This is a genomic window from Nitratireductor sp. StC3 (assembly GCF_003015025.1).
In the GTDB taxonomy this organism is placed as follows: Bacteria; Pseudomonadota; Alphaproteobacteria; order Rhizobiales; family Rhizobiaceae; genus Mangrovimarina; species Mangrovimarina alexandrii.
Genome location: NZ_PYBP01000004.1, coordinates 344,276 through 365,568, shown reverse-complemented (window position 1 = coordinate 365,568; position 21,293 = coordinate 344,276). Strand labels below are relative to the sequence as shown.

21 protein-coding genes are annotated in these 21,293 nt (G+C 67.0%); 10 read left to right on the top strand and 11 right to left on the bottom strand.

The genetic code is table 11. From position 1 onward, the window contains the following. Positions 1-87: 87 nt before the first annotated feature. Genes C7T96_RS11260 through C7T96_RS11250 form a run of 3 tightly spaced genes read right to left on the bottom strand, consistent with a single transcriptional unit; the run spans position 88 to position 2,830 of the window. Positions 88-1,623: a tripartite tricarboxylate transporter permease gene (locus tag C7T96_RS11260; RefSeq protein ID WP_106571316.1), complete on the bottom strand. Its 1,536-nt coding sequence runs from the start codon at positions 1,621-1,623 to the stop codon at positions 88-90. Between the two features lie 3 nt (positions 1,624-1,626). Then, entirely contained in the window at positions 1,627-2,067 is a 441-nt protein-coding gene (locus C7T96_RS11255; RefSeq protein ID WP_106571315.1) for a tripartite tricarboxylate transporter TctB family protein, read from the bottom strand. Further along, the gene (locus C7T96_RS11250; RefSeq protein ID WP_106571431.1) at positions 2,060-2,830 is read right to left on the bottom strand and encodes an SDR family oxidoreductase; all 771 of its coding nucleotides are present in this window, start codon (positions 2,828-2,830) and stop codon (positions 2,060-2,062) included. Before C7T96_RS11250 ends, C7T96_RS11255 begins: the two co-directional genes overlap by 8 nt. A 389-nt stretch (positions 2,831-3,219) precedes the next feature. On the opposite strand from C7T96_RS11250, the gene C7T96_RS11245 reads away from it, so the two are divergent. Both C7T96_RS11245 and C7T96_RS11240 read left to right on the top strand, forming a co-directional pair. Beyond that, positions 3,220-4,662 (top strand): FAD-dependent oxidoreductase, encoded by a 1,443-nt coding sequence (locus C7T96_RS11245; RefSeq protein ID WP_106571314.1) that lies wholly within the window; start codon positions 3,220-3,222, stop codon positions 4,660-4,662. A gap of 1 nt (position 4,663) precedes the next feature. Next, on the top strand, positions 4,664-5,623 hold the full coding sequence (locus tag C7T96_RS11240) for a tripartite tricarboxylate transporter substrate binding protein (RefSeq protein WP_158264344.1): 960 nt from the start codon (positions 4,664-4,666) through the stop codon (positions 5,621-5,623). 103 nt (positions 5,624-5,726) lie between these two features. Here the strand turns inward: C7T96_RS11240 and C7T96_RS11235 are convergent, their stop codons facing one another. Then, positions 5,727-6,395 (bottom strand): TetR/AcrR family transcriptional regulator, encoded by a 669-nt coding sequence (locus C7T96_RS11235; RefSeq protein ID WP_106571312.1) that lies wholly within the window; start codon positions 6,393-6,395, stop codon positions 5,727-5,729. Positions 6,396-6,574: 179 nt separating this feature from the next. On the opposite strand from C7T96_RS11235, the gene C7T96_RS11230 reads away from it, so the two are divergent. Next, entirely contained in the window at positions 6,575-7,300 is a 726-nt protein-coding gene (locus tag C7T96_RS11230) for an NAD(P)H-binding protein (RefSeq protein WP_106571311.1), read from the top strand. A 3-nt stretch (positions 7,301-7,303) separates the two neighbouring features. Here the strand turns inward: C7T96_RS11230 and mtnA are convergent, their stop codons facing one another. Then, the gene (gene mtnA, locus C7T96_RS11225) at positions 7,304-8,413 is read right to left on the bottom strand and encodes an S-methyl-5-thioribose-1-phosphate isomerase (RefSeq protein WP_106571310.1); all 1,110 of its coding nucleotides are present in this window, start codon (positions 8,411-8,413) and stop codon (positions 7,304-7,306) included. Next, the gene (mtnK, locus tag C7T96_RS11220) at positions 8,410-9,678 is read right to left on the bottom strand and encodes an S-methyl-5-thioribose kinase (protein ID WP_106571309.1); all 1,269 of its coding nucleotides are present in this window, start codon (positions 9,676-9,678) and stop codon (positions 8,410-8,412) included. Before mtnK ends, mtnA begins: the two co-directional genes overlap by 4 nt. Before the next feature lie 292 nt (positions 9,679-9,970). On the opposite strand from mtnK, the gene C7T96_RS11215 reads away from it, so the two are divergent. Genes C7T96_RS11215 through C7T96_RS11205 form a run of 3 tightly spaced genes read left to right on the top strand, consistent with a single transcriptional unit; the run spans position 9,971 to position 13,643 of the window. Beyond that, positions 9,971-11,482, top strand: coding sequence for a sugar ABC transporter ATP-binding protein (locus tag C7T96_RS11215; protein WP_106571308.1), 1,512 nt, complete (start codon positions 9,971-9,973; stop codon positions 11,480-11,482). Between the two features lie 23 nt (positions 11,483-11,505). Beyond that, complete coding sequence (locus tag C7T96_RS11210) at positions 11,506-12,564, top strand: ABC transporter permease (protein ID WP_245414123.1); 1,059 nt, start codon at positions 11,506-11,508, stop codon at positions 12,562-12,564. A 32-nt stretch (positions 12,565-12,596) separates the two neighbouring features. Then, on the top strand, positions 12,597-13,643 hold the full coding sequence (locus tag C7T96_RS11205; RefSeq protein WP_106571307.1) for a substrate-binding domain-containing protein: 1,047 nt from the start codon (positions 12,597-12,599) through the stop codon (positions 13,641-13,643). A 56-nt stretch (positions 13,644-13,699) separates the two neighbouring features. On the opposite strand, the gene C7T96_RS11200 is transcribed toward C7T96_RS11205, so the two are convergent. Continuing rightward, positions 13,700-14,677 carry a sugar-binding transcriptional regulator gene (locus tag C7T96_RS11200; protein WP_106571306.1) on the bottom strand — a complete coding sequence of 326 codons (978 nt, stop codon included), beginning with the start codon at positions 14,675-14,677 and terminating at the stop codon, positions 13,700-13,702. Positions 14,678-14,890: 213 nt separating this feature from the next. On the opposite strand from C7T96_RS11200, the gene C7T96_RS11195 reads away from it, so the two are divergent. Beyond that, entirely contained in the window at positions 14,891-15,244 is a 354-nt protein-coding gene (locus C7T96_RS11195) for an ArsC family reductase (protein ID WP_106571305.1), read from the top strand. Here the strand turns inward: C7T96_RS11195 and C7T96_RS11190 are convergent. After that, positions 15,217-16,176, bottom strand: coding sequence for a LysR substrate-binding domain-containing protein (locus C7T96_RS11190; protein WP_106571304.1), 960 nt, complete (start codon positions 16,174-16,176; stop codon positions 15,217-15,219). The genes C7T96_RS11195 and C7T96_RS11190 overlap by 28 nt on opposite strands. A gap of 92 nt (positions 16,177-16,268) precedes the next feature. On the opposite strand from C7T96_RS11190, the gene C7T96_RS24200 reads away from it, so the two are divergent. Then, on the top strand, positions 16,269-16,436 hold the full coding sequence (locus C7T96_RS24200; RefSeq protein WP_199190455.1) for a hypothetical protein: 168 nt from the start codon (positions 16,269-16,271) through the stop codon (positions 16,434-16,436). A gap of 33 nt (positions 16,437-16,469) precedes the next feature. On the opposite strand, the gene C7T96_RS11185 is transcribed toward C7T96_RS24200, so the two are convergent. The 3 genes from C7T96_RS11185 to C7T96_RS11175 are packed head-to-tail and all read right to left on the bottom strand — an operon-like array spanning position 16,470 to position 17,956. After that, on the bottom strand, positions 16,470-17,165 hold the full coding sequence (locus C7T96_RS11185) for a DUF899 domain-containing protein (RefSeq protein ID WP_106571303.1): 696 nt from the start codon (positions 17,163-17,165) through the stop codon (positions 16,470-16,472). A 28-nt stretch (positions 17,166-17,193) separates the two neighbouring features. Next, positions 17,194-17,637 (bottom strand): SRPBCC domain-containing protein, encoded by a 444-nt coding sequence (locus C7T96_RS11180; protein WP_106571302.1) that lies wholly within the window; start codon positions 17,635-17,637, stop codon positions 17,194-17,196. Continuing rightward, on the bottom strand, positions 17,621-17,956 hold the full coding sequence (locus C7T96_RS11175; protein ID WP_106571301.1) for a metalloregulator ArsR/SmtB family transcription factor: 336 nt from the start codon (positions 17,954-17,956) through the stop codon (positions 17,621-17,623). The genes C7T96_RS11180 and C7T96_RS11175 overlap by 17 nt, the downstream gene beginning before the upstream one ends. Before the next feature lie 296 nt (positions 17,957-18,252). On the opposite strand from C7T96_RS11175, the gene C7T96_RS11170 reads away from it, so the two are divergent. Both C7T96_RS11170 and C7T96_RS11165 read left to right on the top strand, forming a co-directional pair. Then, on the top strand, positions 18,253-19,866 hold the full coding sequence (locus C7T96_RS11170) for a BCCT family transporter (protein ID WP_106571300.1): 1,614 nt from the start codon (positions 18,253-18,255) through the stop codon (positions 19,864-19,866). 83 nt (positions 19,867-19,949) lie between these two features. Next, positions 19,950-21,119 carry a YbfB/YjiJ family MFS transporter gene (locus tag C7T96_RS11165; protein ID WP_106571299.1) on the top strand — a complete coding sequence of 390 codons (1,170 nt, stop codon included), beginning with the start codon at positions 19,950-19,952 and terminating at the stop codon, positions 21,117-21,119. Positions 21,120-21,293 lie beyond the last annotated feature (174 nt).

Below are 21,293 nucleotides of genomic sequence, written 5' to 3'. Positions count from 1 at the left end.
ACGCACGCATGTCGCCCGGTTTGCCGAACTCGATGGTATCCGGTCGTGCTTGGCCTGCCTTTTTCCGGACGATATCCGGCGCCGGCTCTATTCGGCGCCGGCGCCTTCCCGGGTTTTCTTGGCGGCAGCGGTTTTGGCGAAGCGTGCCTTCAGTGAGGGTACCAGGGTCGCCACAAACAGGATTAGGGCGGCCGCGAGGAAGGCCGCACTGATCGGCCGGTCGATGAACGTGGTCAGGTCGCCGCGCGAGAACAGCAGCGCGCGTCGGAAATGCTGCTCGATCATCGGCCCCAGGATGAATCCCATCAAGAGCGGCGCGGTCGGGTATTGAAAGGCGTTCATCAGATAGCCGATCAGCCCGAAAACGATCACCATCAGCACGTCGAACGGGTTGTTGTTGACGCTGTAGACGCCCACGCAGATGAAGAAGGTGACGGCCGGGAACAGGATGCGCTTGGGGATCGTCAGGATGCGCACCCACACCCCGATCAGCGGGATGTTGAGCACCAGAAGCATCACGTTGCCAACCCAGAAGCTGATCACCAGGCCCCAGAACAGGTCGGCGTGCTCGGTGAAGAATTCCGGCCGCGGCTGAATGCCGTGGATCATCATTGCGCCAAGCAGAACCGCCATCGCCGCGTCGCCCGGGATGCCCAGCGCCAGCGTGGGAATGAACGCGGCCTGGGTCGAGGCGTTGTTGGCGGCCTCGGGCGCGGAGATGCCCTCGATCGCGCCGCGACCGAACCGGCTCGGGTCTCGCGCCACCCGCTTTTCCAGCGCGTAAGCCAGGAAGGCCGCAAGCGTCGGGCCGGCGCCCGGCAGCGTGCCGATGAAGGAGCCGATGCCGGCGCCGCGGATGGTCGGCTTCCAGCATTGGCTGAGATCCTTGCGTGTCGGCACCAGGTCGCGCATGCGAACCTTCTGCAATTGCGAGGCGTCACGCTCCGGCGTTCCCGCGTTTTTGAGGATCTCGGCCACGCCGAACAGCCCCATCGCCATCGCCACGAGATTGAGCCCGTCCTGCAGTTCCAGGATGCCGAACGTGTAGCGAAGCTGCCCGGACGTGGTATCCATGCCCACCATGGCCAGCATCAGGCCGGCCACCACCGAGACAACGCCCTTGACGGGATTGCCGAGCGACATCGTCGCCGCCGCGATCAGGCCCAGCAGCATGATGGAGAAATATTCGGCCGAGGAGAATTTGAGCGCCATGGCGCCGAGCGCCGGTGCGAAGCTCATCAAGAGCACGATCGCGAAGCAGCCGCCGAAGAAAGAGGTCAGCGTGGTGATGAACAGCGCCACGCCCGCGCGTCCCTGCTTGGCCATCGGATACCCGTCGATCGCCGTCACCGCCGTCGTCGAGGTGCCGGGCAGGTTGAGCAGGATCGAGGCCGTCGAGCCGCCATATTGCGCGCCGTAGAAAATGCCTGCCAGCATGATCAGGGCGGCCATCGGTTCGAGGTGGTAGGTGACCGGCAGCAGCATCGCCACCGCCGCGAGCGGGCCGATGCCGGGCAGCACGCCGATAAACATGCCGACGGTCACGCCGAGGAAGCAGAACAGCAGCGCCTCGGCGGTTATCGCCGTTTCGATGCCGAGCGCCAGTCCGGAAATCAGGTCCATGGTTCAGCCTCCCAGCGCCGACATCGGGATCTTGAGGCCGACGATGAAGATCAGCCAGCCGAAGGCGCACAGCCCCGCCGTGAGCAGAAGGGCGGAGCGCCAGGTCGTTTCCCGCTCGACCAGCGCGCACGAAAGAACCAGGATCGCGGTGGCCGGCAGGAAGCCGATCCGGTCGATCAGCAGCGCCCAGGCCAGAATGCCCCCCAGGATCATGACGAAAGGCCTGAGCCGCAACTCCACCGCGGTCTTTTCGGCTCTGCGGCTTTGCCAGGCCAGCACCGCGCCGAGCCCGATCAGCAGGACGCCCAGCGCCACGGGGAAGAAGCCGGCGCCCATGCGCACGACGGTGCCCATCGGGTAGCCGATGGCGATGATCAGGTAGCCGGCGCCGAGCCCGACGACGACCAGGGCGGCCAGCAGTTCGTTGCGGTTGAAATCAGACATGCGGCCGGTCTCCAGTGGGCGCGGCGGGGGCGGTCAGGCCGGCAAGCGACAGGCCGCCGCAATGATAAAGGGTTTGTCCGGTGATCGCGCCCGCCTCATGCGACAGAAGAAAGCAGATCGTGGCCGCGATTTCATCGGGCTTGATCAATCTCCCGAGCGGAGGCAGGGCGATCGGCACTGCGGCGCGCGCACGGTCGGTGAGCTGCGGCGTGTCGGTCGGGCCCGGCGCCACCGCATTGACGGTGATGCCGCGGGTCAGGCAATCGAGCGCCAGCGCGCGCACCAGCCCCTCGCTTCCCGCCTTGGAAGCAGAATAGAGCCCGCGGCCGCCGCGCCCCTGAGACGCGCGGCTCGACACCAGCACGATCCGACCGCGCCGGTCGGGCATGCCGGGCAGCAGCGTTTCGGCCAGGCGTTGCGGCGCGGCCACGTGGAGCCGCCACAGTCGTGCGCCCATATCTTCGCGCGTATCCGGGTCGTCGTCCGCTCTGAGTATGCCGGCCGCGTGCACCAGCCCTCCATAAGGTCGATCGACGAGCCCGCGCAGCGCCGCCTCGATGCCGGCCGCCGTGGCAAGGTCGGCCCGCAGCGCGTGGTATCGGGGATGCGAAAGGCCTCTGTCTGCGGGCGCGATATCCATGCCGTCGACGAACCGGCCTTGCTCGAGCAGTCGTAGCGCGACCGCGCGACCGATCCCCGAAGCCGCGCCGGTGACGAGAATGCGGTCGTTTCGCGAGGTCCTTGACGTGTCACTGTCGGGCATGATCGCCACATTTTCCAGGTGGTTGCCGTGTTCGCTCGCCCGCGGCGGCGACAAATTTGCGCGCCGCACTTGTACTGTCAACAGTCCTGCCGATCAATGGAATCTCGACCTGAACCCTTTTTCGATGTTATGTTTTAAGTTATCTATTTGTTTATGATATATTTTTTCATGAGAAAGCCATGTCGTGAAATGGATTTTTGGACAGATCAAAATTTCGATTCAGGTCATTAGAGCCGGCAAAACTGTTGACATAACCAGGGTCACGCTCGATAGTGTCGACACTTTTGTGGTGGGACGCCGAGGCTTAAGGCGCGAAACGGCCGTCGTGACGACCGGGGCGCGATGGACCGGCAACGGCCGGCGCCTGCCGGGTTTGCGAAGGGAGAGCAATGGCGACCGACGTCGACGCCAGTGTGGATGTGTTGGTGATCGGTGCCGGGGGGTGCGGGCTCGTGGCCGCGCTCGCGGCCGAACGTCTCGGCGCCAGCGTCGCCATCGTGGAAAAGGCGCCCACCTGCCAGGGCAATACCGCGCTGTCGAGCGGCTCCATCCCGGCTGCCGGGACCAGGCTTCAGCTTGCGGCCGGCGTGGAGGACACGGCGGAAACCTTCGTCCGGGACCTGATGGCGGTCGCCGGACAGCATGATGCCGCCCATCTGGTCGCCACCCTCGCTTCGACCTCCGCCGACCTGATCGATTTCCTGATCGACGAGGCGGGCCTCGAACTGGAACTCGTCACCGGATACAAACATGTCGGGCACAGCACCCATCGCCTGCACGCGCCGCCGTCGCGCCGCGGCGCCGATCTGATCGCCGGCCTTGAACGCGCGGTCGCGCGGCGCGGCATTCCGCTGGCCTTCTCGCAGCCGGCCACGGCGTTGATCGGCGACGGGGCGCGGATCAGGGGTGCCGTCGTCGGCCAGGCCGATGCGCCGTCGCGTATCGGGGCCGGGGCCGTCATTCTCGCCTGTAACGGGTTTGCCGCCCAGGCCGATCTTCTCGCCCGCCACTGTCCCGCGGCGACCGGCGCCGTTTATGCCGGCTCGCCGCACAGCACCGGCGAGGCGCTCGAATGGGGGCGCGCGCTCGCTGCCGGGACCGGCAATCTCGGCGCCTATCAGGGCCACGCCGCCATCAGCGTCGACACCGGCGCCTTGATGACCTGGACGCTGGTCGAGCGCGGCGCGATCATCGTCGACGGCCGCGGCCGCCGGTTCGGCGACGAAACCCTCGGCTACTCGGCCTTCGCCGATCTCGAGCTCGCCGGCACCGGCCCGTTTTTCCTGGTCTACGATGCCGGTATCGCCGAGGACGTGGCGGCCGGCCAGCCCGACTTTGCCGAAGCCTGCGCCATGGGGGTCGCCCGGCAAGCCGGTTCGCCGGGCGAGATCGAGACCGCGGCGGGACTGCCCGCCGGCGCGCTGGCGAAAACGCTCGCAGCCGCGCGTGCGGCCGCGCGCGGCGAGGTGGCCGACGCGTTCGGGCGCCTGGCGTGGGGTCTGGGGCCGCTGGGTGCGGCCCTGCGCTACAGCGCGATCCAGCCGGCCTGTTTCCACACCCAGGGCGGCCTGATGGTCAACGGCCAGGCCGAAGTGGTCCGCAGCGACGGAACCGCCATCCCCGGCCTTTACGCCGGCGGCGGCGCCGCGGTCGGGATCAGCGGGCGCCGGGGCGGTGTCGGCTACATGTCGGGCAACGGCCTCCTGTCGGCGCTCGGCTTCGGTTTCATCGCCGGGCGCGCGGCCGCCGCCCGCCTGGTGTCGGTGTCCGGCCTGCCGGGCCTGGCCGGCCGCGATGATGTCTCCAACCAACCCATTCACAACGGAGGATGATATGAAGACGATATTCAAGACGCTATTGGCCGGGGCCGCACTTGCCCTCGGCCTGGGCGCGGCGAGCGCCCAGAATTTTCCCGAGCGCGCCGTGACCATCGTCGTGCCCTATTCGCCTGGCTCGACCGACACCATGGCCCGCACCTTGGCCGAGGACATGTCGCAAGCGCTCGGCCAGCCGGTGGTGGTGGAGACCCGGCCCGGCGCCGGCGGCACGGTTGGCGCCTCGGAGGTGGTCAAGGCCGATCCCGACGGCTACACGCTGTTGATGGCGGTGAGCTCGGTCCAGACGGTGGCGCCGCACCAGCGCGAACTGCCCTATGGGTTCGACGATCTGAAGCCGGTGGCCCGCGTCGCCGTCGGTCCCAATGTGATCGCCGCGCGTTCCGGCGCGCCGTTCAAGACGATCGAGGAGTTCATCGCCTATGCGCGCGATAATCCCGGCAAGGTCAGCTACGGCAGCGCCGGCACCGGCGGCGCCACCCATATCGCGGCCGAGGCGATCGCCCGGGCTGCCGACATCAAGCTGTTTCACATTCCCTTCGGCGGCGTGACGCCGGCGATCGCCGCCACCATCGCCGGCGACGTCGACGTGGTGCTCGGTTTCGCCTCGGCGATCCTGCCGCGCGGTGAATCGGGCCAACTCGTGCCGCTGGCTCAGCTTTCCGAAAAGCGCGCCTCGCTGGCGCCGGACCTGCCGACCCTGATGGATGCGGGGGTCGATCTGGCCCTGCCGCCGAATATCGGCCTGTGGGCGCCGGCCGAAACGCCCGACGACGTCGTTGCCGCGCTGGCGGACGCCGTCGAGAAGGCGGCTGGAGGTGAGACCTTCCAGAACTTCGCCAAGAACGCACTGGTCGAGATCGACTATGCCGGCCCGGCCGATTTCGGTGCCGTTTTGAAAAAGGAAGACGCCTTCTTCGCCGAATTGCTGCCGACGATCGACTTTTCGCAGCAGTAATTCCGGCATAAGGGCTGACGTTTCGGGCGGGGCCTCCTTCAGGAGGCCCCGTTTTCGTTCAGGCACCTGTCCGGCCCAGTGCGCCGGATACCGGCACGCACGGTCACGCGCCGTGCCGCTCCAGGCCGTCCAGTATCAGGTCGAGGCCGACCGCGAATTCGTCGCCATAGGCGTAGCCCGGCTGCAAGACGTGGTCGCGGGTCATTTCGGCGAGGTGCGGATAGGTGTCGGCCGGCAAATGCTGCAGTATGGTCTCGGCCAGTGCCGCCAGGTCGTCGGGCGTATCGAAGGGCAGGTTCAATTCCTGCAGCACGAAGCCGTAAATATAGCTGTCGAGTACGGAATAGGCATGCGCGGTCCGGGCGACCGAAAACCCGTTCGCGCGCAGGCAGCCGATCACCGCGTCGTGGTGGCGCAAGGTCGCCGGGCCCGGATTGCGGCGCGAATCCAGCAGACCAAGCGCCCAGGGGTGGCTGCGTAGCATGGTCCTGGCCGCGATCGCCCGCGTCCGCATGGCGGCCTTCCAGTTCTCGTCCGCGCGCGGCAGGCTGATCTCGCCGAAAGCGAAATCGACCATGGCGTCCAGGATCGCGTCCTTGTTGGCGACATGGTGGTAGAGCGACATCGCCTCGACCCCCAGCCGGTCGGCCAGTTTGCGCATCGACAGCGCCGCGATGCCGTGCGCGTCGGCCAGCGCGACCGCTTCCCGCACCACCCGCTCGCGCGTCAGCCGCCCCTTTTTTCGATCGGTTTTCGCGCTCGGTGCAGCCATCGCCAAAATCCCGTTCTTGACAACCTTACACCGTATATATACTTACAGCGTAAGGAAATGAGGAAGCCGGTCGCGCAAGGCTCCGTCGGGCGGTTGTGAACAACAAAGGAAGACGGGACGTGACGGCAGGAACGACAGGGACAGCAAACGCGCAACCCGGCGCGGTGTCGCGGAAAAAGATGTGCATCGTCGGCGCGTCGGGCAAGCTCGGGCGCTATATGGTCCAGCACGCGCTTGAGCGCGGATACGAGGTGGTCGGCGTCTGTCGGCCGCAAAGCGTGGACAAGCTCGAAGCCTTCAGGGACCGCATCACCATCTTGCCCGGCCGCACCGACGACCGCGATGTCGTCCGGCGCGCGGTCGCCGGCTGCGATGCCGTCCTCGTCGTGCTCGTGCCCTGGGGCGTGCGCAATTATTCCAGCGGCACCGCCCAGGCCGTGCTCGACTTCGCCGCGCCCGATGCGCGGCTGGTCTTTTCCTGCGGCTGGCACATCAGCCGCGACGGTCGCGACGTTTATACCTGGCAATTCCGGGCATTGATAAAGCTGGTCGGCTGGCTGGCCAGGCGCGCTCGCCTTGTCGATATCGACGATCAGGTCGAGGCGTGCCGGCGCATCTTCGCCAGCGACCGGCTTTGGACCGTGGTGCGCGGCAGCGATCTGGAGGAAGGCGAAAGCCAGGGCCTGCCGGTATGGAGCCGGCACGTCGGCGACCCGGTCCTGGCCAGCAACCGCACGCGCCGCGTCGACTTCGCCTTGTTCATGGTCGCCGCGATCGACGACGACGCCCTGGTGCGCGAGGCGCCGGCGATCGTCGGGTGCCGTACGCCGTCGGCGCGCGCCCACGCGGCCGAACAAGGACCGCTGCCGCCCGCTGGCGCGGCGGTGCCGGCGCAGCCGCAATGACGCTCAGGCCGCCGAGACCTTCGCTTTTTCCGGAAACAACGCCTTCAGCCCCGCTGCCGAGGCCTCGGCGACGCCGCGCTCGGTGATCAACCCGCTCACCAGCCGGGCCGGCGTGACGTCGAAGGCCGGATTGGCCGCCGCCGTGGCATCCGGCGATATTCGCACCTGGCACAGCGTGCCGTCGGGCGCGCGGCCCCACACCATCGACACTTCGTCTCCGCTGCGCTCCTCGATCGGAACCTCGCGCAGCCCGTCGGCAATCGTCCAGTCGATGGTCGGCGAGGGCAGGGCGACGTAGAACGGCACGTGATTGTCATGGGCGGCGAGCGCCTTCAGATAGGTACCGATCTTGTTGCACACGTCGCCGCTGGCGGTGGTGCGGTCGGTGCCGACGATCACCATGTCGATCGCGCCGCGTTGCATCAGGTGCCCGCCGGCATTGTCGACGATCAGCGTGTGCGGCACGCCGTGGCCGGCCATTTCCCAGGCGGTGAGCTGGGCGCCCTGATTGCGTGGCCGCGTTTCGTCGACATAGACGTGGACGGCGATGCCTTCCTCCATGGCCAGATAGATCGGCGCGGTCGCGGTGCCGTAATCGACGGTCGCCAGCCAGCCGGCATTGCAATGGGTCAGGATGTTGACCGGCTCGCCGGGCGTCTTGCGCGCCGCGATCGCGCGGATGATGGCGAGCCCGTTGCGACCGATGCCGCGATTGAGCTCGACATCCTCGTCGGCGAGTTCGCCGGCGCGCCGGTAGGCGGCCGCCGCGCGCTCGGTTTCGGGCAGGGGCCGCAGCAGCGCGCGCATCCCGTCGAGCGCCCATTTCAAGTTGATCGCCGTCGGCCGGGTGGCGTGGAGCCTGTCCCAGACCGCGTCGAGCGCGGCGTCGGACGGGTCGTTGCGCATCTCAAGCGCCACGCCGTAGGCGGCGGTAACGCCGATCAGCGGCGCGCCGCGCACCCACATGTCGCGGATGGCGGTGGCCGCTTCCTCGGCCGATTTCAGCGTCTCGACGCGGAATTCGTGCGGCAGCCAGCGCTGGTCGATAATGTCGACCGAACGGCCGTCCTCGTTCAGCCAGATGGTACGGAAGTGGCGTTCGCCGACATTCACGAAACTTCTCCTTGGTCCAGCATTTCGGCCAGGGCGCCGATCTCGGTCAGCGACTGGATAGCGCGCCGGTTGACGGCCAGATGACGGCCGAATTTCAGCGCCCGCGCCTCGCAGGCGGCCCTCATATCGAGGTCCTCGATCTCCTCGAACTCGGCATTGTGCGCCAGGCCGAGAATGCGGCGGTGGATCTCGATACCGGCGAAGCCGAGCATGTCGGTCCACACATCGTGCATGAAATGATGCAGTGCCTGCTGGGCGCCGAGCGCGTCGCCCTGATCCTCGAACAGGCTGTGCTGATAAAGCATCCCGGTGCGTTCGGTCCGCCACAAAAGCGTAAATTCGGCGCGAAAGGCCTCCCAGCAGGTCTCGATGGCGGCGAGAAGAAACGCGCGCATCGTGTCGCGGGCGCCGGCGGATTCGTGGCCGCGTTGCGAGAAATAGGCCATCCAGAAATTGGCCAGGAGCATGCCCACGTCGAAACCCATCGGGCCGTAAAAGGCGAATTCGGGGTCGATCACACGCGTGTCGCCCTCGCTCACCATCACCGATCCGGTATGCAGGTCGCCGTGCACCAGCGTTTCCGCGCCGGCGGCGAAGCGGTGCTTCAGCCGTTGCGCTTCCACCTTCAGGTCGCGGTCGGCGCGCAGTTCGGCCACCAGCGGGTCGAGCTGCGGGCTGGTGTGGCGGTTCATCGGCGCGTCGAAATAGGGGTCGGAAAACACCAGGTTTTCGGTGATGTCGCACAGTTCGACATTGTCGGAAAACAGCGCCAGATCGGCCTTGCGCGCGCCGGCCGGCATGCAAAGGTCGGAGCCGCGGAAAAGCGTCCTTGCCATGAACAGGCCGAGGTCGCGGGCCATGCGCGGCGGCTCCCGGCCCTCGATCAGCGCTTTGCGCAGGATGATGTGCGGCGACAGAAACTCCATCACGATCAGCGCCTGCGCCTCGTCGAAATGGAAGATCTCGGGAACCCGCCCCGGCGCGCGTGCGGCTTGCCGCGTCAGCGCGTGATATTCGAAGAAGGAGCGTTTGAGCGGCAGCGGCCAGGAATCGCCGACCAGGCGCACATAGGGCAGGGCCTGCTTGACGACGACGGTGCCGCGCGGTCCCTCCACGATAAAGACCAGGTTGAGATTGCCGTCGCCGACTTCGCGCGCGCGCCATGCCGTCGGGTCCTCGCCGAGCGTATCGCGCATCGCCGCCACGTCGGCGAGCCGTACCGCCAGCGTGTCCACGCTCAACGCCTCGAACGGACGGTCCTGCATTAAGCCAGCCTCCTCGATCCGTGGGGCCAGTCGGCCTTGCGCTGGTGGGGCGCTGCGCACCAAACGCCGAATTCAGCGGCGTCGGCGTCCGGCGGCATCGAAAAGGATGAGTCATTTTCGTGCGTTCGGCGCCGCAAACCTTTGATTTCGCCTCGTCCGGCACCTTCGATCCCGGCCGTCCGCTGGTCCCGATCCTCCCATCTCGACAACGAGGCTAGGCAGCGTCCTGTCAAATGTCAACCGTATTGACATTTGACGATGTGCTCCGTAGCGTCATCGTCGGGAGGACGCGATGGCCGAAGACGCCGTATTCCGCATTGGGGGCGTGACGAAATCGTTCGGTCCCAACCTGGTGCTCGGCGGTATCGACCTCGCCTTGCGCGCCGGCGAGGTCACCGTGCTGATGGGCGCCAACGGCGCGGGCAAGTCCACCCTGGTCAAGATCCTGAGCGGCGTTTACCGCCGCGACGGCGGCGCGATGACGCTTGCCGGCGTGCCCTACGAGCCCGCCACGCCGGCCGAGGCGATGCGCGCCGGCGTGGTGACGGTGCACCAAAATATCAATGACGGCGTCGTCGCCGCGCTCGACGTGGCCACCAATCTGACGCTGGACCGGCTGAGCGGCGCCGCCGCGCCGCTCTTGTTCAGCCGCCGCAGGGTGCGGCGCGAGGCGCAGGCGATCGCCGAGCGCATGGGCCTGTCGCTCGACCTTTCCGCCGATATTGCCGGGCTGAGCCTGGCCGACCGGCAGATGGTGGCGATCGCGCGCGCCATGTCGCACGAGCCGCAGGTGATGATCCTCGACGAGCCCACCGCCTCGCTGTCGAACAGCGAGGCCGCGCGGCTGTTTGCGCTGATCGACCGCCTGCGCGCCCGCGGCGTGGCAATCCTCTACATCTCCCACCGCATGTCCGACATTCGCCGGGTCGCCGACCGTATCTTGAGCCTGCGCGACGGCGTCATCGTCGGTACGTTCGATCGAAGTCCCCTCGACTATGAAGGCGCGGTCAACGCCATGCTCGGCCAGACTGTCGACACACGAGCCGTCGTCGCGCGGCCGGCGACGGAAACGGTGTTTTCGGCCGAGGGGCTGCGTATCGCGCCGGGCGCGCGGCCGTTCTCGTTCTCGCTCGGCGCCGGCGAGGTCGTCGCGATCACCGGCCTGGTCGGCGTCGGCAAGACCGCGCTGGCGGAAACTCTGTTTGCGATCCGCAAACCGCTGGGCGGCGCCATGTATCTGGGCGGGCGTGTCTACGCGCCCGCCAATCCCGGCCGCGCCATCGACGCCGGTGTCTTCCTGGTCGCCAAGGATCGCTCTTCGAGCGGCCTGGTGCCGGATTTCAACATCTACGAAAACATCAGCCTGCCCTTCCTGCAACGCCTGTCGCGGCTCGGCGTGTCCCGCCGGCGGGGCGAGCGCCATGCGGCGCGCGCGCAGATTGCCGAGCTCGGCATCGTGTGCCGCTCCGAGCGCGACGACATCGCGACCCTTTCGGGCGGGAATCAGCAGAAGGTGACGGTCGGGCGCTGGCTCTCCCAGCCCTGCCGGATATTGATCCTCGACGAGCCGTTCCAGGGCGTCGACATCGCCGCGCGGCGCGACATTGCCGCGAAGCTGCGCGCCGGGGCGGATGGCCGCGCCACCCTGCTGTTCCTGACCGAGCTGGACGAGGCGATGGAGACGGCCGACCGTATCCTGGTGATGTCCGAGCACACGCTGATCGGCGAGCACCGCAACCAGGACATCGATCTGGACCGGTTGCTGGCCGAGGTCGCGGGCCGCGACGTGCGCGGCGCGGCATGACGGATCCGGGAGAACGCACGGCGATGGATGCAAGAGCGCCCGAAACCCATCGTGCCGAGGCGGCGCCCGAGCCGCCGCGCCGGCGCGCGAGCGCCCGTGAGATCGCGATCCGCTACGGTTTCATCGCGCTGCTTGTCGGGCTGGTGGTTTTCTTTTCCGCCTTCACCCGCGGTTTCGCCTCGCCGCAGGCGGCCGTCTTCATCCTGCAATCGGTCTCTATCACCGGCATTCTGGCACTCGGCGTGACCGCGACCCTGGTGGTCGGCGGCTTCGACCTGTCGATCGGCTCCATCGCCACCAGTTCGATGATGGCGGCGGCCTATGTGATGGTGGTGCTGGAACAGGACGCCATGACGGCCGTACTTGCCTGTCTCGCCATCGGCGCCCTGGTCGGCTTCGTCAACGGTCTGATCATCTGCTATATGCGCGTGCCCGATCTGCTCGCCACGCTCGGCATGATGTTCCTTTTGATCGGTCTCCAGCGCATCCCCACCGAAGGCCGTTCGATCGCCGCCGGCATGACCCTGCCCGATGGCTCGACCGCCGGCGGCCAGTTCAGTCAGGCCTTTCTCGCGCTCGGCCGGCACCGCTTCGACCTTGTTATCCCCAACCTGGTGCCGTCCTCGGTCGTGGTGCTGGTCGTGCTGGCGGTGCTGATCTGGTTTTTCCTCGAATACACCCGCTTCGGCCGCATGATGTATGCCGTCGGCTCGAACGCCCGCGCGGCCGAGTTCGCCGGCGCGCCGGTCAAGGCCTACAAGATCTGGGCTTATGTGATCTCCGGCATCTTCGCCTCGATCGGCGGCATTTTGCTGGCCGCGCGGCTCGGCCGCGGCGACATCGCGTCGGGCAACAATCTCCTGCTCGATTCGGTCGCCGCCGCCCTGATCGGCTTTGCGGTGCTGGGGGCTGCCAAGCCCAACGCTTTCGGCACGGCGATCGGCGCGCTGTTCGTCGGCGTGCTGCTGCAGGGCCTGACGATGATGAACGTGCCTTATTACACCCAGGATTTCATCAAGGGCGCGGTGCTTGTCATTGCGCTGATGTTCACATTCGCGCTGTCGGGCCGGGCGGCCCGCTAGCCGATCAGAAAAATGTCAGTGGAGGAAAGACCATGAAAATGACCCGAAGATCATTCGCCCGGTTTGCCGGTGGCCTCGTCGGCGCGGCCCTGCTCGCGCCGGCGCCGGCCTTCGCCCAGGACAAGCCCGCCCCGTTCGACAATCCCGGCGAGGTGCAGATCGCGCTGGTGCGCTATTTGTCGACCGGCGACTTCTTCCAGGCCTATCTCTCCGGCGTGGAGGCCCAGGCCAAGGCGCTCGGCGTGGAGCTGCGCGTCTTCGACAGCCGTCAGGACGCCGCCCTACAGGCCGACATGGTCGATCAGGCGATCGCGCTCGGCGTCGACGGCATCGTCATCCAGCACGGCCTGACCGAATCGATGAAGGAGGCCGCCCAGCGCGCCGTCGATGCCGGCATCAAGGTGGTCGCCTTCGACGTCAATGTCGAGAACGAGGCGATCCCGCAGATCGAGCAGTCCGACCGCGATCTGGCGCGGCTGGCTTTGGAGCAGGCGATCAGCGACAATGGCGAGAGCTGGAAGGCGGCCTATGTCTACGTGCCCGGCATCGCGCCGCTCGACCGCCGCGACGAGACCTGGGTCCAGTTCAAGGAAAAATATCCCGGCATCGAGGAGCTCGCCCAGTTCGGCACGCTCGACAATCCGATCGCCAATTCGGTCGCCAACCAGGCCCGCTCCGTCCTGTCGGCCAATCCCGACGTCCAGGTCGTGTTCGCGCCCTATGACGAGTTCGCCAAGGGGGTGAAGATCGCCGTCGACGAGGCCGGCATGGCCGAAAACGTCAAGATCTACTCGGCCGACATCTCCACCGCCGACATCGCCGCCATGCGCGAGCCGGGCAGCGCCTGGGCGGCCACTGCCGCCACCAACCCCGCCGTTGTCGGTCAGGTTTCGGTGCGGGCGCTCGCGATGCTCCTGGCCGGCGAGGATCCCGGCCGCAGCGTCATCGTGCCGCCGACGCTGATCACCCAGAAGCAACTCAATGACGCCGACATCAAGAACATGGAGGAATTGTCGCAAAAACTGCCGCAATTCGCCCATGCCGACGTGGCGGTGCCGGCCTGGATGCCGCTGCCCTGAGGGCGGCGGACGCGCGGCGGAGCAGGGGGCGGCCGGCGCGGCCGCCCTTTACTGTATCAGGGTTTGGCCGCTGCCGGCCCGCCGGTACCCGCCTCGATATGCTCCAGCAGGCGTTCGCCGATCGCCGCACTCGCCACCAGATGGGTGCAGAACCCGCCGGCGAAGGCGGCCAGCAAGGGCGCGACCTTGGCTTCCTCCTGCGCGACCACCAGCCGTTTGGGAATGGCGCGGATCGAGGCGAGGTCGGCCGAGATCACCCGGCGGTTGTAGTCGCAGGAGAGCAGCGCGCCGTCGGCGGCGATCATCTGGCCGGCGATCACGCCGCGCGCGCCGTTGCGCTTGAGCGCGCTCAACTCGTCGAGTGTGAGGGCGCCGCATTTGATGACATGGCTGTCGGCGTCGAGCGAGCCGACGGAAAACAGCGCCAGGTCGCAGGCGTCGATACTGTCGAGCTGTTCGCGGATTACCGGTTCGGCGCGCAGTTCGCGGGCCAGGCGATCCGAACTCAGTACCAGCGGCGCGTAGAAATTGAGCCCCTTGGCATTGACGCGCCGGGCGATCTCCATCGTGCACTGGTCGGGCCGATAGGAATAGGGCGCGCCGAGATTGCCGCAAAGCTGCACCACCGTCACGCCCTCGAAGTCGGCATAGGACATGGCGTCGGCCATGGCGTAGACCGTGCGGCCCCAGGCCACGCCGACCCGCTCGCCATTGCCGATCATCTCCAAAAACACGTTCGCGGCGAGTGTGGGCACTTCGCCGGCCGGGTCGGCCGTCAGCCCCTCGCGGCCGACGATCCACACCGCTTCGAGCCCGAACGCGTCCTCGATGCGTCGCGCCGTCACGTCCTGGCGGAACAGATGGGTCGAGGTCGAGATGTTGACGATCCCGTTCTCGCGCGCCTTGCGCAGATATAGCGCGACCGAGGCGCGCGAAATCTCGAGCCGGCGGGCGACCTCGTCCTGGCGCAGCCCATGGGTGTAGTAGAGCCAGGCGGCCTTGTGTATGATCTGGTCGGTCGCGCGGACGGCCATGCAAGCTCCTTGAGTTCGACAATAGTCATCTTGATTGACAATTGTCAATCATGCCCGGTCACGCCGGTCGCCGGTCGCCGGTCACGCCGGTCGCCGGTCACGCCGGTCGGTTGTCCTGCGCCGGACGATGGCTGCGCCGCGGAGCGGCTTGACGGCGCCTGCCGGCCCGACAGGATGGTCGGTATTGATTCTCGAAACGACGGAACCGGTTCCTTGGCGATCACGATTTACGGCATCAAGACCTGCGACACGATGAAGAAGGCGCGCGCCTGGCTCGACGGGCGCGGGCTGGAACACCGCTTTCACGATTACCGCGTCGACGGCTTGGAAGCGGCCGCCCTGCGCGGCTGGATCGACCAGCTGGGCTGGCAGGTGCTTTTGAACAAGGCGAGCGCGACCTTTCGCGCCCTTCCCGACGCCGACAAGGCCGACCTTGACCAAGCCGGCGCCGAGGCGTTGATGCGCGCCGAGCCGACCATGATCAAGCGGCCGGTGCTCGATGTCGACGGCAGGCTGGTGGTCGGCTTCAAGCCGGCGATCTACGAGGAGGTTTTCGCTTCCGCGTGAGGCGATGCCGCCGGTCGGCCAGTCCGTCCGGCAGCGTTTTGCCCGTCCTCGCCGTCGCGCGCGATTTCTTCCAGGATCCAGCGCTTGAACGCCCGCACCTTGGGCGCTTCGGTCTGTGTGGCCTCGGTGCACAGCCAATAGCCCAGCCCGCTCGGTGCGCGCGTGTCGAACGGGGCCACCAGCCGTCCGTCCGCGACCGCCTCCCCGGCCAGCAATTGCCAGGCCAGCATCACGCCGTGGCCGCAGATGGCGCCGTCGAGACAAAGCAGCGGATCGCGGAAATGCACGCCCGGCTTCAGCGCGACCGGGGCGACGCCGGCGGCGGCGAACCAGTCGTTCCAGCCGAAAAGGGCCGCCTCGTCGGTGATCTTGGTCGCCTCGGCGAGGTCGGCGATCGTCGTCAGCCGCTTGGCGAGCGCCGGCGCGCAAACGGGGAAAATCTCCTGCGTAAACAGCAATGCGGCGCGGGTGCCGGGCCAGTCGCCGCTGCCCAGCCTGATCGCGACGTCGACATCGGAGTTGGCGAGGTCGGCGAGCCTTGTCGAGGTGTCGATGCGCACCAGAATGTCGGGATGGCGGGCAAACATCCGGCCGAGCCTCGGGATCAGCCATTTCGAGGCGAACACCGGCGCCACCGAGACCAGCAGCGTGCATTGGTCCTGCCGGCGCAGCCATTCGACCGCGCCTGTCAGCTCGGAAAACCCCGCGGCCAGCCGTTCGAAGAAGGCGTCGGCCTGCCCGTTCGGCTCCATCCCGCGGCCGGTGCGCGCAAACAAGGTCTTGCCGAGTTGCTTTTCGGTGCGGTTGACCTGCTGGCTGACGGCGCTTGCCGACACGCCGAGTTCCTGGGCCGCGGCCTGCAGGCTGCCGGTGCGCGCCACCGCCTCGACCGCGCGCAGTCCGCTGAGGTGGATACTGTTCAGCGCTCGCATGAAGTTTTTCTAAATGCTTGTCGTTGTGTTCTTGATCGATTGGTCCCGTGGGACGGCGTATTATCGCGCCCGTTCGATCGAGGATGCAAGTCATGTTGAAGATCAGCTTAATATCCAGCCTGTTCTGGCCTCCCGGCCGTTTCGCCGGCGAAACGCCCGAGCGGGATCGCGAGCGCTGGCGGCGCGATCCGCTCTCGCACCCCTCGCTGCGCTGTCTGTCGCAGCGCGAACTGGGCGATCTGCCCTTTCCCTGGCGGTAGCCGAAATCGCTCCGCGCGGTTGCCGTCGGGCCATCAGCCCGTGGCGTAGAGGTCGTGCAGTTTCACCCAGGCCATCGTGTCGCCCGCCCCGTCTTCCTGGCGGCCGAGCGGCGTCAGGTCGAGCAGCGCGTAGGTCGCGTTGAACGGTTCTATTCCGCGTCCGTAGGTCGAATAGGTGTGATAGACCGTTTCGCCGTCGCGGATGAAGGCGCTCAGGCCGGGCAGTTCCGGCGCCGCGAAGCGTTTCGGCGCGTAATTATAGGTGCCGCCCGCGTCGTCGGGACGGAACGAGACCCCGAAATCGAAATTGAAGTCCGATCCCTGCGAGGACGACCAGGGAAACGACCAGCCCATACGCCGGCGAAAGCCGAGCAGGGTGGCAAGCGGTGCGCGTGACACGGCCGTGAAACGTGTGTCGTGCTGCCTGAGATGGGGCGCACTGCCATGAAAACTGTCGGCCCAGAACGAGCAGCTCTTGCAGCCGACCTCCCAGTCGGGCGCGAACATGAAATGGTAGACCAGCAATTGCGCGCAGCCGTCGAACAGCTCCACCAGGGTTCTGGCACCGTCCTCGGTCTCGAAACGATACTCCTTGTTGATGCGGACCCAGGGCAGGGCGCGCCGTTGCCGGCAAAGCGCATCGCGTTCCCGCGTCAGCGCCTTTTCGCGTTCGAGAAGCGTCTTGCGGGCGGAAAGCCATTCCGCGCGGCTTGCGATCGGGTGGTCCATCGCACTCTCCCCTGGCTTGGTGTCGGGCTCAGCCAAACAACCGTTCCAGGTCGTTGAAGCTCGAGTTCCAGCCCATCCGGTGGTTGTCGCGGTCGTCCGTGGTCGCAAAACGCCGCTGGGTAAGCCGCATCCGCGTTCCCTGCGGCGCGGGGTCGAAGCTTACCTCCACCACCGTCTCGTCTCCGCGCGTACCGTCGTCCCGGGTCCAGGCCCAGGTGAAGACCAGCAGGCGCGGGCGCTCTATCGTCCGGTAGATGCCCGAGACGACCCGGTCGCCGCCGGGCGTGCGCATCGTCGTCGACCAATGGCCGCCCTCCTGCACGTCGAGCGCGACCTGCGGGGTCGTGACCCCTTCGGGGCCCCACCAGGAGACCAGGACCGCCGGATCGACCCAGGCGTCGAACACCGCGTCTGGCGCGGCGGCGATCAGGCGTTCGATCTCGAGCACGCGCGCGTCACTCGTCTTTCGCATCGCGCCGCTCCTCCTGCGCAAAAATCCTTTCCAGCCGGTCGAACGAGCCGTTCCAGAATTCGCGGCTCTTTTCCAGCCAGTCCTCCATCTGTGCGAACCCTTCCGGTCGCGCCCGGAACACCCGGAATTGCCGCTCGACGCGCCGCTCGACGACCCCGGCCTCTTCCAGCACCTTCAAATGGCGCGAGATGGCCGGCTTGGAAATCTCGAACGGCGCGGCGATTTCTCCGGCCGTCAGATCGCCGGTCCGAAGCAATCGCTCCACGATGGCGAGGCGGGTCGGGTCTGCCAGCGCCCCGAACACGGCATGAATACCCATCGGTGCTCCTTATTTATTTAACAAAAACATGAAATAAAGTCGACGTCAATCCCCGCCGCTCGCACGGCAAATGGGCCGCAAACGCGCCCAGATGCGGCTGCGGGCGCTGGATAGGCTTTGGACAAGTTCGTGACGCCTTTGAAACATCGCGCGTTCTCCGGCTATGGTGGAGTTTCGCCCTTGTCGGGCCGGCTGCGTCCCTCGACGCGACCCAAGTCGGGAATGCCGGCGGTCCGCAAACAAAAGATCCCGTGCCCGCCAAGCGGCGATGCGGGACGGACAAGAGGGAGGAATCAATGTCCGATACCGACACGGCCAACGCCGCCACCGAGGATCATGGACTTGAACCGGGACAGGACAACGTCCTCATTCTCGGGCTCGACGTCCACAATCCGGTGTTTTTCGTTTCCGCCGTCACCATCGTGGCCTTCGTCATCATAACCCTTATTTTCAAGGAATCCGCCGGCGCCGTGCTCGGCGGCCTGCGGACATGGCTGACCACCACTTTTGACTGGCTGTTCATGTTCTCGGCCAACATCTTCGTGCTGTTTTGCCTGCTCTTGATCGTCAGCCCTGTCGGGTCGGTGCGCATCGGCGGCGTCGATGCGGTGCCCGACTATTCCTATTCGGGCTGGTTCGCGATGCTGTTCGCCGCCGGCATGGGCATCGGGCTGATGTTCTTCGGCGTGCTCGAGCCGATGTATCATTTCAACAATCCGCCGCTCGGCATCGCTCCGCCGATGGTCAATGGCGAGTTCGTGGCCGAAAATGTCGAAGCCGCGCGTCAGGCCGGCATGGCGGCGACCATCTTCCACTGGGGTCTGCACCCCTGGGCGATCTACGCCGTGGTCGCGCTGTCGCTGGCGCTTGCCGCCTACAACAAGGGCCTGCCGCTTTCCATGCGCTCCGCTTTCTACCCGATCTTCGGCGAGCGGGTGCGCGGCTGGGTCGGCCACGTCATCGACACCATGGCCGTTTTTGCCACGCTGTTCGGTCTGGCGACGTCGCTGGGTTTCGGTGCCTCGCAGGCCTTGGCCGGCTTGAACGAGCTCTACGGCGTGCCCAACACCGACACCGCCAAGGTGGTGCTGATCATGCTGATCACCGGCGCCGCGCTGGTTTCGGTCGTCGCCGGTCTCGATGCCGGCGTGAAACGGCTGTCGGAGATCAACATGCTGCTTGCCGTGCTGCTCTTGGCGTTCGTCATCGCGCTTGGACCGACACTGGCCATCGTCTCGGGATTTTTCTCCAACAGCTGGCTTTACGTGAAGAGCCTGCCGGTGCTGTCCAATTGGATCGGGCGCGAGGATGACGCCTTCATGCATGGCTGGACGACCTTCTATTGGGCCTGGTGGATATCCTGGTCGCCCTTCGTTGGCATGTTCATCGCCCGCGTGTCGCGTGGTCGCACGGTCCGCGAATTCGTCATCTGCGTGCTGATCATCCCCACGCTGGTGTCGATCCTGTGGATGACCACGTTCGGCGGCACCGCGCTCTACCAGTTGATGTCGGAGGGCTATAATGGCGTCCAGCAGACGGTGGTCGACTACGTGCCCGAACTGTCACTGTTCCGCATGCTGGCGGAGTTGCCGCTGGCCTCGATCACCTCGCTGATCGGCATCGTTCTGGTGATCGTTTTCTTCGTCACCTCGTCGGATTCGGGCTCTCTGGTGATCGATACCATCACCGCCGGCGGCAAGATCGACGCGCCGGTCGCCCAGCGTGTCTTCTGGGCGATCTTCGAGGGGCTGGTGGCGATCGTGCTCCTGCTCGGCGGAGGGCTGGCGGCCTTGCAGGCCGGTGCCATCGCGACCGGCTTCCCGTTCGCGCTTCTGCTGCTGCTGATGATCTACGCCACCTGGCTGTCGCTGCGTGCCGAGCCGCGCGGACGCACCCCGGCCGCCGCCTGACATGATGGGGCGGGGCCGCGCGGCGACGCGGCCCCGCCTCGCCACCCCGTTGCAACCGCGCTTTCGCGCTGTAGTTTGGCGTGATGAAGCGTGAGACCGTCCAGCCGCTGCGTTTGGCGATCGCCGGCCTGATCGCCATGGCAGCGGCCATGGGCATCGGACGTTTCGTCTTTACCCCCATCCTGCCCGGCATGATGGAGGGTCTCGGGCTTGATGCGGGCCAGGCCGGCCTGATCGCCTCGGCCAACTATCTCGGCTATCTCGTCGGCGCGCTGCTTGCGGCCGGCGGCTGGGCGCATGGCCGCGAGCGGGTTGCCATGCTCGTCGGGCTGGGCTCGAACGCGGTGCTGCTTGGCGCGATGGCGCTGACACACGCGCTGCCGGTCTTTCTCGCGATCCGCTTCCTCGCCGGCGTGGCGAGTGCGTTTTTGATGGTGTTCCTGAGCGCCATCGTCTTCAGCCGGCTGGCGGCGGCCGGGCGCGACGGGTTGCAGGCGTTGCATTTCGGCGGCGTCGGCGTCGGCATCTCCGCGTCCGCCATCCTCACCGGCTGGGTCTTCGTCGCCGGCTATGGCTGGAAGGCGGCCTGGATCGCGGCTGCGCTCTTGTCGGCGCTTGCCTTTTTCGCGGTGTGGCCGATGGCGCGTGGCGGACCGGCGGTCGCCGCCGGCGCCGGGCGCGAGCCGGCCCTGCCGAAAAGCGCCGCGCTTACCCGCATCATCGTCGCCTACGGCCTGTTCGGTGCCGGCTACATCGTCACCGCCACCTTTCTGGTGGCGATCGTGCGCCAGCAGGCCGGTGGCCCATTGTCCGAATCCGCCGTCTGGCTGGCCACCGGTGTCGCCGGCATCCCTTCGGTCTGGCTGTGGAGCCGGATTGCGCGACGCATTTCCATGGCGGCGGCGTTCGCTCTGGGTTGCATGGTCGAGGCGGTGGGGATCGCCGCCAGCGTGGCGCTGCCGAGCCCGCTCGGCCCGCTTGTGGGTGGGGTGCTGCTCGGCGGCACCTTCATCGCCGTCACCGCGCTCGGCCTTCAGATCGGCCGTCAACTGGCGGCCGCCGCGCCGCGCCGCGCGCTGGCGCTGATGACGGCGGCCTTCGGCACCGGCCAGATTCTCGGACCGATCGCGGCCGGCTACGCGGCAGACTGGAGCGGCAGCTTCCTGGCCCCGTCGCTCGGCGCGGCCTTGATCCTGCTCGTCTGCGCCGCCATTGGCTGGGCGGCGAGGGATCGGGGGCTCGGCCCGCGATAAGAGCCGTTTCGAAAAAACGATCGTTGGCTTTCGGGGCTCCGGCGCGCAGGGCTTGCTCGGCGCGATACGCGTCATCGTGATGGCTGTGTGAGCGGGTGGTGCGCCAACATGCTTGTTGCCGGCCGCATTGGTTCGTAGCATCGATTCGCTCGGACGGGCCGGCTCCAAGGCCTC